19 protein-coding genes and 1 tRNA gene are annotated in these 14,913 nt (G+C 62.0%); 9 read left to right on the plus strand and 11 right to left on the minus strand.

Translation table 11 applies throughout. The features are described from left to right. Positions 1 to 37 precede the first annotated feature (37 nt). On the minus strand, positions 38 to 913 hold the full coding sequence (gluQRS, locus tag IHQ72_RS07660) for a tRNA glutamyl-Q(34) synthetase GluQRS (protein WP_258121882.1): 876 nt from the start codon (positions 911 to 913) through the stop codon (positions 38 to 40). A gap of 91 nt (positions 914 to 1,004) precedes the next feature. Here gluQRS and IHQ72_RS07665 point away from each other — a divergent pair, with 91 nt between their 5' ends. From IHQ72_RS07665 to IHQ72_RS07675, 3 genes are all read left to right on the plus strand, one after another. After that, on the plus strand, positions 1,005 to 1,646 hold the full coding sequence (locus IHQ72_RS07665) for a DNA-3-methyladenine glycosylase family protein (protein ID WP_258121883.1): 642 nt from the start codon (positions 1,005 to 1,007) through the stop codon (positions 1,644 to 1,646). A 228-nt stretch (positions 1,647 to 1,874) separates the two neighbouring features. Then, on the plus strand, positions 1,875 to 2,432 hold the full coding sequence (locus IHQ72_RS07670) for an HNH endonuclease (RefSeq protein WP_029348574.1): 558 nt from the start codon (positions 1,875 to 1,877) through the stop codon (positions 2,430 to 2,432). A 36-nt stretch (positions 2,433 to 2,468) separates the two neighbouring features. After that, a complete protein-coding gene (locus tag IHQ72_RS07675) occupies positions 2,469 to 2,732 on the plus strand; it encodes a hypothetical protein (RefSeq protein WP_258121884.1) in 264 nt (87 codons plus the stop codon). Between the two features lie 20 nt (positions 2,733 to 2,752). On the opposite strand, the gene IHQ72_RS07680 is transcribed toward IHQ72_RS07675, so the two are convergent. Continuing rightward, entirely contained in the window at positions 2,753 to 3,271 is a 519-nt protein-coding gene (locus tag IHQ72_RS07680; RefSeq protein ID WP_258121885.1) for a disulfide bond formation protein B, read from the minus strand. Between the two features lie 52 nt (positions 3,272 to 3,323). Beyond that, complete coding sequence (locus tag IHQ72_RS07685) at positions 3,324 to 3,911, minus strand: YqaA family protein (RefSeq protein ID WP_027153359.1); 588 nt, start codon at positions 3,909 to 3,911, stop codon at positions 3,324 to 3,326. A 274-nt stretch (positions 3,912 to 4,185) separates the two neighbouring features. Here IHQ72_RS07685 and IHQ72_RS07690 point away from each other — a divergent pair. Next, positions 4,186 to 4,270, plus strand: a tRNA-Leu gene (locus tag IHQ72_RS07690). Positions 4,271 to 4,279: 9 nt separating this feature from the next. Here the strand turns inward: IHQ72_RS07690 and IHQ72_RS07695 are convergent. From IHQ72_RS07695 to IHQ72_RS07705, 3 genes are all read right to left on the minus strand, one after another. Next, on the minus strand, positions 4,280 to 4,825 hold the full coding sequence (locus IHQ72_RS07695; protein WP_258121886.1) for a tyrosine-type recombinase/integrase: 546 nt from the start codon (positions 4,823 to 4,825) through the stop codon (positions 4,280 to 4,282). Positions 4,826 to 5,037: 212 nt separating this feature from the next. Continuing rightward, the gene (locus IHQ72_RS07700) at positions 5,038 to 6,543 is read right to left on the minus strand and encodes an ArnT family glycosyltransferase (protein ID WP_258121887.1); all 1,506 of its coding nucleotides are present in this window, start codon (positions 6,541 to 6,543) and stop codon (positions 5,038 to 5,040) included. Position 6,544: 1 nt separating this feature from the next. Continuing rightward, on the minus strand, positions 6,545 to 7,546 hold the full coding sequence (locus IHQ72_RS07705; RefSeq protein WP_258121888.1) for a glycosyltransferase family 2 protein: 1,002 nt from the start codon (positions 7,544 to 7,546) through the stop codon (positions 6,545 to 6,547). Between the two features lie 87 nt (positions 7,547 to 7,633). Here IHQ72_RS07705 and IHQ72_RS07710 point away from each other — a divergent pair, with 87 nt between their 5' ends. The 4 genes from IHQ72_RS07710 to IHQ72_RS07725 all read left to right on the plus strand — a co-directional run bounded on the left by IHQ72_RS07710 (position 7,634) and on the right by IHQ72_RS07725 (position 9,907). Next, positions 7,634 to 8,614 (plus strand): lysylphosphatidylglycerol synthase domain-containing protein, encoded by a 981-nt coding sequence (locus tag IHQ72_RS07710; protein WP_258121889.1) that lies wholly within the window; start codon positions 7,634 to 7,636, stop codon positions 8,612 to 8,614. A 443-nt stretch (positions 8,615 to 9,057) separates the two neighbouring features. Then, positions 9,058 to 9,510 (plus strand): hypothetical protein, encoded by a 453-nt coding sequence (locus IHQ72_RS07715; protein WP_258124090.1) that lies wholly within the window; start codon positions 9,058 to 9,060, stop codon positions 9,508 to 9,510. Then, positions 9,507 to 9,731 (plus strand): hypothetical protein, encoded by a 225-nt coding sequence (locus IHQ72_RS07720; RefSeq protein WP_258121890.1) that lies wholly within the window; start codon positions 9,507 to 9,509, stop codon positions 9,729 to 9,731. Before IHQ72_RS07715 ends, IHQ72_RS07720 begins: the two co-directional genes overlap by 4 nt. After that, the gene (locus IHQ72_RS07725) at positions 9,728 to 9,907 is read left to right on the plus strand and encodes a hypothetical protein (protein WP_258121891.1); all 180 of its coding nucleotides are present in this window, start codon (positions 9,728 to 9,730) and stop codon (positions 9,905 to 9,907) included. The genes IHQ72_RS07720 and IHQ72_RS07725 overlap by 4 nt, the downstream gene beginning before the upstream one ends. Positions 9,908 to 9,947: 40 nt before the next feature. On the opposite strand, the gene IHQ72_RS07730 is transcribed toward IHQ72_RS07725, so the two are convergent. The 3 genes from IHQ72_RS07730 to IHQ72_RS07740 form a co-directional block, all read right to left on the minus strand. Then, a complete protein-coding gene (locus IHQ72_RS07730) occupies positions 9,948 to 10,190 on the minus strand; it encodes a hypothetical protein (protein WP_258121892.1) in 243 nt (80 codons plus the stop codon). Between the two features lie 88 nt (positions 10,191 to 10,278). Beyond that, positions 10,279 to 10,542 (minus strand): hypothetical protein, encoded by a 264-nt coding sequence (locus IHQ72_RS07735; protein ID WP_258121893.1) that lies wholly within the window; start codon positions 10,540 to 10,542, stop codon positions 10,279 to 10,281. A 116-nt stretch (positions 10,543 to 10,658) separates the two neighbouring features. Beyond that, on the minus strand, positions 10,659 to 11,267 hold the full coding sequence (locus tag IHQ72_RS07740; protein WP_258121894.1) for a hypothetical protein: 609 nt from the start codon (positions 11,265 to 11,267) through the stop codon (positions 10,659 to 10,661). 198 nt (positions 11,268 to 11,465) lie between these two features. On the opposite strand from IHQ72_RS07740, the gene IHQ72_RS07745 reads away from it, so the two are divergent. Beyond that, positions 11,466 to 11,762, plus strand: a complete 297-nt coding sequence (locus IHQ72_RS07745) for a GIY-YIG nuclease family protein (protein WP_258121895.1) — start codon at positions 11,466 to 11,468, stop codon at positions 11,760 to 11,762. Positions 11,763 to 12,028: 266 nt separating this feature from the next. Here the strand turns inward: IHQ72_RS07745 and IHQ72_RS07750 are convergent, their stop codons facing one another. Together IHQ72_RS07750 and IHQ72_RS07755 are read right to left on the minus strand one after the other, a co-directional pair. After that, positions 12,029 to 13,309 (minus strand): GNAT family N-acetyltransferase, encoded by a 1,281-nt coding sequence (locus IHQ72_RS07750; RefSeq protein WP_258121896.1) that lies wholly within the window; start codon positions 13,307 to 13,309, stop codon positions 12,029 to 12,031. After that, a complete protein-coding gene (locus IHQ72_RS07755; RefSeq protein ID WP_258121897.1) occupies positions 13,309 to 14,709 on the minus strand; it encodes a lipopolysaccharide biosynthesis protein in 1,401 nt (466 codons plus the stop codon). Before IHQ72_RS07755 ends, IHQ72_RS07750 begins: the two co-directional genes overlap by 1 nt. Positions 14,710 to 14,913: the final 204 nt, after the last annotated feature.

Below are 14,913 nucleotides of genomic sequence, written 5' to 3' on the forward strand. Positions count from 1 at the left end.
CACTCTGGGTCTGGGAGGTTTCAAGATCAAAACATGATCAGAACCCAATCAGCCGCCTGACATCGGCCGGTGATGCGCCGGCCTCGCGCAGGGCGGCAAGGCCGGTGTCCGCAAAACACTTCGACAGCTTTCGCCCGTCTGGGCCAAGGACGAGACGATGGTGGAAGTAGCTTGGTTGCGGCAGCCCGAGGATCTCCTGGAGCAGGCGCTGCACGCCGGTGGCGGAATAGAGGTCCTGGCCGCGCACCACATGGCTGATGCCTTGCAGCGCGTCATCGACGACGACGGCGAGATGATAGCTTGTCGGGATTTCACGGCGCGCCACGATCACGTCGCCCCAGTCCTGCGGCCGGGCTTCCACCGCACGTGTTGCGGAAAGCCTCTCATCCGAAAATTCCAGCCATGACAGGTCTGTGCCGACGCGCGCCATCGCAGCATCGACGTCCAGCCGCCAGGCGAAGGGCGCATTGTCGGCAATCCGTCGCTGGCGTTCCCTCATCGGCAATGCCTTGTCGACGGCGGGATACAGCGGCACCCCGTCCGGGTCCCGCGGCCAGTCGCGGCCGCGCCTTTCGCTGTCGGCAATGAAGGCGCGGATTTCGCCACGGCTCATGAAGGCCGGGTAGACGAGATCTTCCCTGATCAGCCGGTCGAGCACCGCCTGATAGTCCGCGAAATGCTCGGACTGGCGGCGCACCGGTTCTTCCCAGCCAAGCCCGAGCCATTTCAAGTCGCGAAAAATGCCCGCCTCGAATTCCGGCGTGCAGCGCGTCGTGTCGATGTCCTCGATGCGCAGCAACAGGCGCCCGCCCGTTGCCCTCGCCAATTTTTGATTGAGCAGCGCCGAATAGGCATGGCCGAGATGCAGTTCGCCATTCGGGCTTGGCGCGAAGCGGAATGTCAGGAGTGTCATCCTTCGGCGGCAATCGGGTTGTGCGGCGCTTTCGCCAATTGCTACTTTGCGCCTGATTACATCTGACATTTTGCGCTGGGAACAAGGAGACATGCAACGCATCGCCACGCTCGACGACATCTCGCAAGGGCTCGACGCGCTTTGTCTGCTCGACCCGCGCCTCACAAAAGTGCGCGGCATGGCCGGCGAGGTGCCGCTTCGGCTTTCCGAGCCGGGGTTCAGAAGCCTTGCCTCGATCATCGTCTCGCAGCAGGTTTCCCGCGCCAGCGCCGATGCCATCTTCGGGCGGCTGACAAAACTCGTCGATCCGCTGACGCCGCAAGCCATCCTTGCCGCCGACGAAGCCATTTTTCGCGAGGCCGGACTGTCGCGGCCGAAGCAGCGCGGCCTAATCGCCGTCGCCCAGGCGGTGGTCGATGGCCTCGACCTCGATCATCTCTGCTTGCTCGACGCCACGGATGCGATCATGGCGATGACCAAGGTGTCGGGCATCGGCCCGTGGACGGCGGAAGTCTATCTTTTGTTCGCCGCCGGCCACCCCGATGTCTTCCCGGCACGCGACGTTGCCCTGCAGAGCGCGGTCGGCCACGCGCTCGGCATCGACCCGCGTCCGCCCGAGAAAACACTGATCCAACTCGCCGAATCATGGAGCCCGTGGCGAGGTGTCGCATCGCGGCTTTTTTGGGCCTATTATCGCGAATTGAAGGGCAGGGACGCCGCGCCTCCGGCTTGAATTCGCAAAAAAGCATTGAAATCAGGCGCTTTTGGCGTGGCGTTTGATCGACAAGCCGCTTCACATCCCTGTCATGTCGGGCTTACAGTATCCGCGCCGACAGGCTACAGCGCCGCGCATCCAATTGGATGCGCAAAGGACGCTGTAGGACTTTTGAATCTGTGCATGATCCTTTCCGAAAATCAGTCGATTTTCGGGGTCATGCACTGGACCAAGGAGGTCAATGACGTGACGGTTGCCGTATCTCCGGATGGGCTTCCAGCACTGGTGCTGAACGCGGATTACCGTCCGCTCAGCTATTACCCCCTGTCGCTCTGGTCGTGGCAGGACGCCATCAAGGCGGTGTTCCTCGAGCGGGTGAACATCGTCGCCGAATACGAGCACGCGGTGTCGTCGCCGACCTTCTCGATGAAGCTGCCGAGCGTCGTCAGCCTGAAGGCCTATGTAAAGCCATCGCGGCATCCGGCCTTCACCCGCTTCAACGTCTTCCTGCGCGACCGTTTCCAGTGCCAGTATTGCGGCACGCCGGAGGATCTGACCTTCGACCATGTCGTTCCCCGCCATCGCGGCGGCGCGACGACGTGGGAGAATGTCGTCGCCGCCTGCTCGCCCTGCAATCTGAGGAAGGGCGGCATGATGCCGGCGCACGCCAAGATGTGGCCGCTGCAGAAGCCCTACCAGCCGACGGTGCATGATCTGCACAACAATGGCCGCCTGTTCCCGCCCAACCACCTGCATGAAAGCTGGATGGATTATCTGTACTGGGATGTCGAACTGGAGCCGTAGGGTCGGCGTCAAACATTGAGGCTGCTTGGCCGACGCATGTACAAGATCATGATCGAGTGCCTTGACGTGGCGCCGGGTTCAGGTCCGCAAGCTGCCATCGACATAGAGCAAGAGTTTCGCATCCATCGGACTTGGCACGAGCGGCCTAGCTGCACTTATGCCAACGGGAAACTTCTACTAATCGCACGAAATGACTTTGACGCCGACGGAAAGGCCCTGCTCGACGAATTCTGGGACTGTCTGGCCGCATATCTCGGAGAGCACGGATCGATGCACATCCTTAGTGTCGAGCAGGTCTGAGGCAGCCCGAACCTGTTTGCTCAGTCGCGGGCAAAGGCGCCGCGGAAGGCGATGACTGCCAGGACAAAGCAGGCGATGGCGTTCCAGCCGGCCAGCGACAGGCCGAGGATGCGCAGTGCCGCCTTGTCGCAGGAGGGCGGGACGAATTGGTCGAGCGCGTCGAGCACGCCCTTGCCGCCGGTGTCCACCGGTCCTGCAGCCGCCGCACAATCGGTCGGCCCCGGCCACCACGCCCATTCGACGCCGGAATGATAGACGCCGAGATAGACGCCGTAGGCCATCAGCAGGCCGCCGACGGCCAGCAGGCCGCGTGTCAGCCAGGCCGGCCAGCGCAGCGCCGACGACAGCGCCGCCAGCAGCATCAGCGGCACGCCGACGTAGTAGGGGGTGCGCTGCTCCAGGCAGAGCTTGCAGGGGATGTAGCCGCCGAGATACTGGAAGGCCAGCGCCGAGCCGACGGTGGCGGCCATGGCGACGGCCAGAAACAACGCCGTCCGCATGCGCTGGCCTCCAGTGTCGGCATTCACGGTCGCTGTCATCGATCTACCGTCCATTCCCCTCAAGGGATGGGTCAAATTGAACATCCTTGCTCTAAAAGGCGTATTTGACGACGATATAGAGCGAAATCAGGGCAGCGGCGCCGGCGCCGGCGATCATGCCGAGGCGCTTTTCGATGAACTCGCGGATCGGTTCGCCATAGCGGCGCAGCAGCCAGGCGAGGAACAGGAAGCGGGCGCCGCGCGCCACGATCGCCAGCACGATGAACAGCAGCAAAGGCGTGCCGATGACGCCGGACAGGATCGTCACCACCTTGATCGGCGGCAGATGGGCGAGGCCCGAGGTGATCAGCATCAGGACGATGAATCCGGTGCCCGCCGAGACGCGCAGTGTCTCGAAGTCGTCATACTTACCGTAGAATTCGAGGATCGGCCGCGCCACCGTGTCGTAGGCATAGTGGCCGATGTACCAGCCGGCTATACCACCCAGAACGGAGGCCAGCGTGGCGACCAGCGCGTAGCGATAGGCGCGATCCGGCCGCGACAGCGCCATCGGCAGATAGAGCACGTCGGCCGGCACCAGGAACACCGAGCTTTCGACGAAAGCGATGAAGGCCAGCCACCACTCGGCGGATTTCTTGGCCGCCAGCGACAAGGTCCAGTCGTAAAGTCCGCGAAGCATCGGCACTCCTGATGCACGTCGCCCAAAATGCGCAGCGCCTTTGGGATAACGATGCATAAAAACAAAGACCAAAAGCGCGCCATATGAATCTCTCCAGACGCGACGCGCTTCATTGCGCTGCCTGTCTAGAAAGATTTTCTGCGCCGCACAATGGCCGCGGCTTCACGAAATCGAAAGGCTGGGGATTGAGCAAAGGCCGCTTGCCGGGAATTGGCCAGTTGACGAACAGGCCTCCAACCGTATAGTCCGCGCCCATCCAGGCCGCCCGGCCTGAGCCCCTATGGCGGAATTGGTAGACGCGCTCGACTCAAAATCGAGTTCCGCAAGGAGTGCTGGTTCGATCCCGGCTAGGGGCACCACCTGCTTTTTCAGGCGCTGATTTTCCTCAGTTTTTTGCCTGTTTTTGTCCCACTTTCTTCAACCGCCTGAAGCGGTGGGACAGTTTCGTCCATTTTTTGTTCCGCGGTGAAGAGCAGTTTGTGAGCTGCGCGGCCGGCGATCAGCTTGCGTCTGGCCTTCTTCGTGTAGAGCGTCGATTGCGTCTTGGTGACCCAGCCATAGATCGCCATCAGCTCTTCATCCGTTGCGCCGTTCTCGGCCGCGATCGTGGCGCCGAGCTTGCGCAGACCATGCAGAGAGCATTGTGGCAGGTCGGCCTGGTCGCACCAGTCGCGCATCTTGTTGCCGAGCGAGTTCACCGTGAACGGCCGCTTCCATTCCGATTCGAGGAAGGTCATGTCGCCGGCAGCACCGGCATCGATCTCGTCCTGCAGGATCGGCAGGATCGGAAGTTCGATGACGACGCCGGTCTTCTTCGCGGTCTTGCCCGGCCGGATTGTCAGCCAGCCGGCTTTGACATGCTGCTTGCCGGCGACGGCAAGATCCTCGCGCCGGAGACTTCTGCAGTCGGTCACTTGCGATTAAATCTACCGGCCTTATCCGGTCGTATAATGGGACACGGAGCGATTATTGTGCAAAGGCCCGAGCCGACGAAGATAACTCTAATGACGACAATTCTGACAATGACACCGATGAGTAGCTGGACGCTGGACGTCCCTGTAAGCGCTGGTCTCTCGGTAGCGGGCGATCAGCCACTTCAAGCTGCCAACGCCCCGGGATGAGCCCACTACATACCGGCGGGATAGATCCACGCATAGCCGAAATGATAGACGTCGCCGTCGCGCCCATAGTGATAGGGCAGCGCAACGTCCTTCACTTCGGGCTCCACGCCGCGCAGTTCCGGTCTGGCCTCGACCCAGGCCGCGAGATCGTCGGGCATCGCCGGATCGGGCTTGCCCTTGTTGCGCCAGACGACCAGCGCCGGATGCGCCGGGTCGAATGCGTAAGGCCGTTCGAAGCTTTCATAGCCCGGAAGCATCACCGGAATGTCCTGCGCATGCAGGCGCAAGTTGCCAGCCATCTGATGATCGTCGGCCAAGATGACCAACGGCTGGTCTTTGTTGGATGACAGGATTGCTGTAATCGCTGGGCCATACGGCACGTTCTGCTTTCCATAGCGCCCCATCGCGCCGAACAGTGGCGTGCGCGTGAAAAGCACGAGCGGCACCGCTACCATGATGGCAGGGGCGATGACGCCGAACCTGCGAGCGGCGCCGGCGATCGTCTCGCCCGATGCTTCGATCTTTAGGCACAGATAGGTCGGCAGCAGGAAGAAGAAGGGAACGAGCCAGCGATCCTCGATATGGTCCGCGCCGCCGAACAGAACCATGAGCACCAGCGCGACCACGATGACCAAAAACATCCGGCCGATCAATCGCGCCCATTGGCTTTCCGCCTTCCAGGAGCGGAGCAGCGTGCCGCCAAATGCGATCGCGAAGAGCAGCAGGGTCGCAAGTGTGAAACCCGCAATCGCGTCGACCAGCGACAGCAGACCCTCGGCGATCTGGTCCAGCCGGCTGCCATCGGCATCTCCCGTCAGCTTGCTCATGGTTCGGGCCGTCGCGGCGTCGATATGATCGAGGAACCACAGACCGTGCGGCAGCACGATCGCCGCGGCGACAAGGATTGCGAGGAGCATGTGCGGATCGAGCAGCCTTCCCCGGAGCTTTCGCTCCGGCAGGATGGCGATGATCGCTGCGATCGGCAGCAGGACGAAGTTGTATTTCGAGATGACCCCGATGCCCATGGCGACGCCGGTCAGCGCGTAGTTCAGGGCATTCGGCTCCCGCAGTGCCCGGATGAAAAAATAGACGAGGAGGCAAGCCGCGAAAAGCACCGCCACGGTGTGCGTCAGGTCACGCTCCGCTTCGAAGCCGATCTGCGGCATAGTTAGCAGGCCGAGCGTGGCGATGATGGCGAGCGTCCGGTCGCGGATGACGAGGTGAGCCGTCAGCCCGAAGAACAGGAAGCAGCCGAACAGCATCAGGTTCTTGAGGATCGACAGCGCCGCGACCGTGTCGCCGAGGACCTGCACCACGCCATATTGCAGCCAGTTGTAGAATGGCGGCTGGCTGTCATAGCCGCTGGCGAACCATTGCGCGAGGAAGAGCTGCTGGCCCTCGTCAAGTTCCAGGGAGGCTGGCATGGCGAGGCGGACAAGCACGTTGACGGCGAAATAGCCGGCCAGCAGCAGATAGAGCGCGCTGCCGTTGCGTGTCAGCCGTTCGATCACGTCAGCCGTCCCGACCGTAGCTTTTGCGGATAACGTAATTCGTCGTGTCGCGCTCTGTTCGCGCCAGCATCTCCGCCAGGATGCCGGTGGTGATCATCTGCACGGAGCCCAGGAACAGCATCACGGCGATGGTCAGCATCGGCCGCGTGCCGATGCTTTCACCGAGGATGAATTTCGCCCAGAAAAGATAGAGAAACATCAGGGCGCTGATCCCGCCGAACACCAACCCGATCGAGCCGAAGAAATGCCCGGGCCGCTGGCGGAAACGCATGAAGAACAGCACCGAGAGCAGGTCGAGGAACACCCGGAACGTCCGCCAGATGCCGTATTTCGATTCGCCGAACTGGCGCGCATGGTGATTGACCGCCATCTCGCCGATCCGCGACGTCGGTACGACGCCGGCGATCCATGCGGGGATGAAACGGTGCATGCCGCCGAGGATTCTGATCTGCTTGAGGACTTTGGTGCGGTAGAGCTTGAGCCCGCAGCCATAGTCATGGATCGTTACCCCGGTGATCTTGCGGATCAGCCGATTGGCGATCCAGGAGGGGATGAGCCGGAGCACCAGCCCGTCCTGCCGGCTCTTGCGCCAGCCGCAGAGCAGATCGAGTTCCCGTTCCTCGATCACCGCGATCATCTTTGGAATGTCGTAAGGGTCGTTCTGCAGGTCGCCGTCGAGCGTCACCAGCAGCCGGCCGCGCGCCGTGTCGATGCCGGCCTGCAGGCCGGCCGCCTTGCCGAAATTGCGCTGGAACTCGATGATCCTGAGGTCGAGCCCTTCGCGGCCGAATTCCTTGCGGACATTGACAAGCGTACCGTCCGTCGATCCATCGTCGACGATGATCAGCTCCCACGGCTTGCCGAAATCCTTGAGGGCATCGCAGATCCGCTCGAACAGCGGCGCGATGCTTTCTTCCTCGTTGCAGACCGGGATAAGGACGGACAGCTCGATTTCGTCGGCCGCATCTCGGGCGAAAAGCGGAACAGGTTGGGATTTCGACACGGGATCTCTCGATGGAAATTCGGCTTTGAGGCGGCCTTCTGGTACGCCAGGCGGCGGTTCAAAGCAAATCGAAGGCAAATCGGCAAGATGACTGACGGCGTCCCATGGAATTGGCTGGCGAAAAACCGGTTGGTGCTGTTCGCGGTGGCGGTCATCGTCTTTTACGCGGGTTTCGTGCAATGGATCTGGGGTTGGCCGTCGATCCTCGCAGTATGGCGGGAGGTCGGGTTCGGCACGATCCTGGCTGCGCTCACGCTGCTTGTCGCCACCTATTTCGTCCGCGCCCACCGCATGCACGATTATTTCCCGCGTGAGACGGCCGGCCGGTTCCTGCGGCTGTTCCGTGTGACGCAGGTTCACAACATCCTCAACATCATGCTGCCTTTCCGGGCTGGCGAGACCAGCTTTCCGCTGCTGATGCGCTCCGAGTTCGGCGTGCCGCTGGCGCACGGAACCTCGGCGCTGCTGGTGCTGAGATCGCTCGACCTGCACGCGCTGCTAGCTGCGGCCGGCGTCGGTCTGATCATGGAAACGGGCTACGCGCTGTGGGCCTGCGGCCTCTGGATTCTGTTCCTGGGTTCGCCGCTGCTCGTTTTCCCGTTCCACGATCCGGTGCTCCGCGCGGCCCGGCGAAAGCTTCCGGCGAAGTTTTCGAAGCTGGTCGACCAGATCGCCGACGGCATTCCGCAAAACCTCGCCGCGTTCGTCCGCGCTTGGGCACTGACCGTTCTGAACTGGGGCGTGAAGGTGCTGGTGCTCGCCTGGGTACTGGCGCTGATGGGCGTCGGCCCGCTCGCCGCATGCTTCGGCGGCGCGTTGGGTGGAGAGCTCTCGTCGGTACTGCCGGTCCATGCGCCGGGCGGCGTCGGCACCTATCCGGCCGGCATCGTCGCCGTCGCTGCGGCCTTCGGCGCCGGTGAGAATGCTGACGGACTTGCCGTTCTCGCCAAGGCGAGCATCAACACCCATCTGCTGATGATCGTCTCGGCGCTTGCCGGCACCGGCATTTCCCTTGTACTCCCGTGCTTGACAGGCCCTGGGAGCGGCCGGATTCGAGGTGACGAATAGGGGCAAAAGGACTCCATATTGAATGGTTGTCCCGCTTGCCAACGTTTGTTTGATACGATAGTACCGCCGCTGCAGGAGGATAAAGACCAGAACGCCTTCCTGCACGCATCATGGCGCGGGCTATCGCGAGCTGCGCCTCGACCTTGGCGTTTTCCTTTTGCGTCATATTGTCGGCGGCGACCAGGCGCTGAAGCGCGCGCATGACCTCTCCGCGCGTCCAGCCGGCCTCCAGCATGCAATCAACGATTGCCTGAAAGCCTGGCTCCATGGCCTCCTGGCAGTCAATCTCGCGATCGGCGTATTCGCCCTGTTGTCTTGGCGGTCTGATCATCCGGGCATGCTCAGAGGTATCGCTCGCCTTCGGCGCGGTGCTCGAAACAGAACCAGTGCGACGGCTGCCGCGGCTTGGCGAAGCCCCATCCGGCATTCTTGCCGCAGCCGGGATGCTCGCACCTGTGGTGCTGAATGCCGGGGCGCGTGACAGGCTCCATTGCGGGAAGGCGGATCAGCTCTTCGCTCATCGGTATGTTCTCACTTCAGATTGGTGGAAAGATTCCACGGCCCGTCTTGACGATCAAGGAAAATGTTCCTTATTCGTTCTCATGGCGCACGATCCGATCGACACGCTGGGCAAGGCGACCCGGCACAACATGCTCGTCAAGGCTGAATGCAGTTGCGGCAATGTTCGCTACTGCCGTTCAGCGGACCTGATGATGGTCTATGGCGGCGGGGTCGATCCGCTGAAGCTCAAATTCGACTGCAGCCGCTGCAAGCCAACGGTGAAGATCACATTGCTCGAGGTTCATCCCGAGCACCTGCCCAAGCGCCTGATGATCCATAAGCCGATGAAGATCGGCGGCAAGATCCATTGGACCACCGAGCGGTTCCGAGGATGAGCGAGCGCCTCAAGGTGCGCCTCGCCTACCAGCGCGGCTTCCAGATCGTCGAAGGGAGCACCATACTTGCTGCCTTCGAAAACCCTGTCGAGGCCTTCAAGTTCGTCCGCGACCGCGGCGCTCGTGCCTGGCTGGACTGGGGCAGAACCGTGATCGCTAGCCAAACTGGACAGTACGATTTACCGCGAGTTTCCTGCAATCCTCAGTCGGCCGCATTTTGAAGAACCAATGGGGTTCGCTCTCAGGAACTTGGTTCTGGTCGATCTCGACCTCCGATCCGCGCTTCCGTCGTCATGGCGGGCAGCGCGGTAACGCCGGCACGAAAGACGAGGCGGTCTTCAAGCTCGAGCGCGAGTTCACGCGCTTCATGGCCGAGACGGAAAAATACCGGCGCTAGCTGCAGCTCGGTGGGTTGTTACAGCCGATGCGAAGCCCAGTTAGGCACTCTTTGCGCCGTCGACGTCTGCATTCAGTACGACCGAGCGCCACGCACCCTTCGCCAAAGCTTCCATGAGATCAAGGTTGTTCGGGCCGATTTGTCGCACAGCGGCATAGGCTGGATTGTTGCTACTCTTCTCGTGAACGATGCGGATCGACTTCTTGAACGAGGCGCATGTAGCTTTGATCTCCCCTACGATCCCCAGAGCAAAGCCACACTTATCCTTTGGTTTGATGTTCACGCATTTCCGAAGCGTGTGAACAGTCGCGACAACGCTGGCAGCTCTCTCCTCTCCATGGAACTCAAGCCAGCTGGCGGAGAGATATTCCTCATCTGGTCGAAGCTCGAACGCTTGAGGCAAAGGAACCGGTTTGCCGGTCGGCCTTTTTTTGCCAGTTCTCGGATTCGAAACTGTTGTTGATCAGGCTCGGATTTTCCCTTGGCCTATCACGCCCGTGGCTGGCGGCGGGCGAAACTAAAAAGTGGGACCAGCGCGCGAGAAAACCAAATGAAACGTGGCTTTCGACGGCTGTCCCACCTTTTTGCAACTGACTGATTTTGTTCGCTTCAGTCACATCGGCTAGGGGCACCATTTCCCACCCGAGAGACCTTGAAAGCTCGGTGGGAGGTTATCCCAGGCGCACTGGGATAACTGCAATTGAGCCCGGGCCTTCCTGACACCTTCCGGATTGCGTAGCCTAAGTCGCTATTACATCGGCCCCGGCACCATCTTGGTCGGCTGCTCCGGCATCGGAAACGCGTAATTGTCGCATTTCACGTCAGGGTTCGTCGGGCTGAACATTCCGAGCGGGTTGTCCTTGAACAGCCAGGCGTGAAGATCGTAGTGGTAGAATTCCTTCGGAATAAGCGGATAGTGCCCCTCCATCGGCCCCTGGAATGTCTGTCCAAAGAGTGTCGGCGGCTCCTTGGTGTCGGGCGTCAAGGGCACGAGCCATTCCACGGCGACCAGGCGCAAGCCGTTGTCGACCGGCTCATAGATAAGGACATTGGGGCGCGTCGGATCTGGTGTCGGGCTGACGCTCGCGACGTTGACGAAATGAATGCCCATCGCGCCCTTCGGGTAGTCCATAGCTCCAGCCACCTTTTCGCCGCTGTAGTAAACGCATCCGACCGTCGACAGATACAGGTCGCGGATGGCGGCCTTGTAGTCTTCGTACTTGGATAGCGATTGTTTCAGGGCATCGATGTCGGCCTTGTTGGGCTCGGTGGCCTGAACTGCAGCCGCGTTCAGACAGCCGCCAATAAGACCGATCAAAGCGAGAATACTGCGACGCCTGAAGCGAGTTGTTTTCGTCATGCATTCCTCCCAGTTTTTTTGTTCTGGCCGTGCAAGGTGGCAATGATGCTGGTTGCGCGGCCGATCGCCGATGCTAATCCTTTCCGCTGCTTGGGAGAATTAATCCTCACGACCTAGGTCCACAAGGGATTTGGTTCTTCGACTGAGCCTGAAAAGGAATGTAGACGGTCGCCTGCCGCCGGAACTGCGGGTTTGTTTGTGAGCCCGCAGTTCCGGCCGCCAGACTACCTGATCCTTCTCAAACAATCCCAGGGCGGAGCAAGGAGCGAAGCGACGCGGCGCAGACCCTGGGATCCATTCCGTGAAATCAGCCGAAGAATGCAGCGGCTCAGAACGACGCTATGCCTACTGACCGCGAGCCAGAAGCGTGGCACGATCTGCACCAGCCGCTGCGGCGTGCAGCGTCTGGTCTGGTACGAAGAACATTTCGACATTCGCGATGCCATCCAGCGCGAGACGTCGCTGAAGCGTTGGCCAATGGAAGATCGACCCTGATCGAGAAGACCAATCCAGAATGGTTCGAGCTTTTTCGCGGGACCGGGTGGAAGCGTTCGGTTCTGGTCCGCAGGAGCACTGCCGCCAGGTAACGGCATGGATCCCAGGGTCTGCGCCGCGTCGCTTCGCTCCTTGCTCCGCCCTGGGATGAAATGGCTTCGGCTAATCCTAGAGGTTTGCGATTTGCCACTGACAGGAGTTATCGACGTTCGCTGTTGATTGGCCCGGCCTGTCGAGGAACTAGGCCCTTAGCAGAACCACCAAGCCTACCGCCGCCCCAACAGGCTCTTCATCCGGTTGCGCAGCAGGCGCGCCATGTTGCGGGTTTCGCGGTAGAGGTGAAGCTGCGACGCCGCCTGGCGGGCGAGGCGGTCGGCGTCCGGCGTCAGGCCGATGACCAGCGTGCCGATCGGCCTGCGCTCCGTCCATAGCCGGCTCATCACCGGATGGTCGGGCACGGCGCAGGAATCGGTCATCATGATGTTGGGATCGTCGAGATGCTGCCTGGTCACCTCGATCATCAAGAGCGTGCCCGGCGAATAGGCGGCGAGCGTCTCGTCATAGGCCGTCTTCCAGGTGTAGGCGACGCCGGCCTCGACGAAGACTATCAGGCTGGCGATGGTGCGGTCGTCGAGCGTCAGTGAATGGATGCGGCACAGATCCTGTTCGGCGAGCCGGTGCACGGCCTCGCGGGCGAAGGCGGCGCGGTAGCGGTCGATGGCCATGGCGGTGCGCTCGCGGCCTTTCCAGCCTGCTGCTTCCAGCGTCAGGAAGCGTTCAATGGCATGTCGGATATTTTCCGGTCCGCGCGCCACCAGATGCTCCAGCCTGCCGAGGTCGACGAGGCGGCGCTTCAGGCGGCGGAACTCGCGATAGTGGTGCGAGCGCAGCGAGGCCTTCAGATACTCATCGCCGTCGATCTCGCTTTCGAGCATCGGGCGTTCGGCCTTGCCGGTGGTGACCAGCGTCAGGCCACGCGTCTCGGCGACCGTCGCCAGCAGGCTGGCAACCGGGCCGTCGAGCCGGATGTCGGGCAGCACAAAGACTTTCGGCAGCTTGAGATGCGGCCGCGACAGCATCGAGAAGAAATCCTCGATGACGCCGACGGGATCGTCACGGTCGACCAGCGGCGTGCCGATCGGGCCGAACGGACTCGACCATGTGCGCATGACCCGCACGCCGAGCGGCACCGCCGGCCGCTCCATCGAGAACGGCACCAGCAGGCGCAGCCGGTTGCGGTATTCGTCGCCGTCGCGGATGACCGCCAGCCGCACCTCGCGGTCTTCCAGCCGCGGCATGGCGGGCGCCAGGAAGCGCGGGTTGAAGAAGACGTTGGGCTCGATCGTGCGGGTGCAGAGATAGCCGAGTTCCTCGACCAGGTCGAAGCCGGCGGAGGCCGGGTAGATCGCCAGCTTGCGCTCTGGCCGGTCGTTGGCCAAGAGTTCGAGATGGGCGGGATCGGCTTCGCGGGCGAGCCCGGCGAGGCCGGACACCATGGCGCCGGCCGGGCCGCCGCTGGTTTCCTCGAGCAACGGGATGGCGGCCATTACGCGGCTCCTCTGGCAGCTGCGAAAATGGCCATGACGATGCCGAGCCTGCGCCAGACGGTGAAGGACAGCGCGCCGGCCTCGAAGATCATGGCAAAGGCGGTGGCCATTGCCGCGCCCCACAGGCCGAAAAGCGGAATCAGCACCACATTGAGGCCGATGTTGAAGGCCAGCGTCATGGCGTAGACGGCGGCACAGATGTTCTGGTTGCCGCTCATGGTGAGCAGGCTTTCGCAGGGGCCGACGGCGGCGCGGGCGACGACGCCGAAGACCAGCAGGAACAACAGCGGATAGCCGGCAACGAATTCAGGCCCGAACAGGCTCAGCATAGGCTCGCCCAGCACCAGCACCAGCAGCGCCATCAACAGCGACGGCCAGAACGTCCACGACACCGTTTCGCGGGCGAAGGCGGCGAGCTTTTCCGGCTCGCCATGGGTGAATTGCGCGTAGCGCTGGGCGACGCCCGCCTTGACCGCGAAATAGACGAAATGCACCAGAGCCAGCGTTTTGACCGTGGCGAAATAGACGGCGACGTCGTTGGGATTCATATAGGCGCCGACCATCAGCACGTCGGCATTGGTAAGCAGGAAGAAGAAGCCTTCGACCAGGAAGATCGGCAGCGACACGAAAAACCACTGCGCGAAATGCAGCTTCATCGGCCCGGCAGGGATGTTTTTGTCGATGCGCGCCGTGACGCCGATGAGCTGGCCGAGCGTGGTGGCATAGGCGGCGGCGATCGAGGCGAAGATCGCCGTCCTGGCGTCGGGCGCAAAGCCGACCAGAAGCATCAGCGCCATCAGCGCCAGGATCAGCACCGGCCGCACCAGATAGGTCGGCGCCAGCGCAAACAGCGCCCATGAGTTGGCCCGCGCCAGCCCCTGCAGCAGGTCGGACATGGCGATCATCGGCATGCAGATGAGGCCGAGCATGAACGGCACGACATAGTAGTTTTCGATAAAGGGCGAGAGCAGCCAGACGCCGAGCGCGCCCAGCCCGGCGATCGCCGTCGAGGCAACCAGCACGAACAGGCGGCTGGTCAGCACGATGCCGCGCAGTTCGGCCAGCATGTTGCGCTCGCGGTATTCGGGAATGAAGCGGATGACCGAGGTGTGGAAGCCGAGGCAGGCGAGATTGCCGACGATGACCATCGTCACCCAGACGAGGACGAAGATGCCGTATTCGAACGAGCCCATCCAGCGCGCCATCAGCACCTGGCTGACGAAGGCGATGACGGCGCTGATGATGCGGATGGAAAAGGCGATCAGCGACATGCGGCCGGCCTCGCCGCGCTCGTCGGCGGTGAACAGCACGGCATCGATACGGCCAAGCAGCGGCTTTACGCGCAGCGCAAGGCGCTGCGGCAGGAACCGCCCGGCTGTCGTCGCCGCGGAAAAGCGCACCCACTACTCTCCGTTTTCCGCCTCTTTTCTGGCTCTGCGTCTAACGAGAACACATTAAGAAACGGTTGGGTGGGGAGCGATCCGCGCAGCGGACGAAAGCCAACGATTTGGGCTTCTCGAGCGACGAACACCCGGAGCCATAGCGGAGGGCGGCGCGCCGGTGCGCGGCAACGCGCGCTCGTCATACCGGTGGCATTATGAGGG

Source organism: Mesorhizobium onobrychidis (genome assembly GCF_024707545.1).
Classification (GTDB): Bacteria; Pseudomonadota; Alphaproteobacteria; order Rhizobiales; family Rhizobiaceae; genus Mesorhizobium; species Mesorhizobium onobrychidis.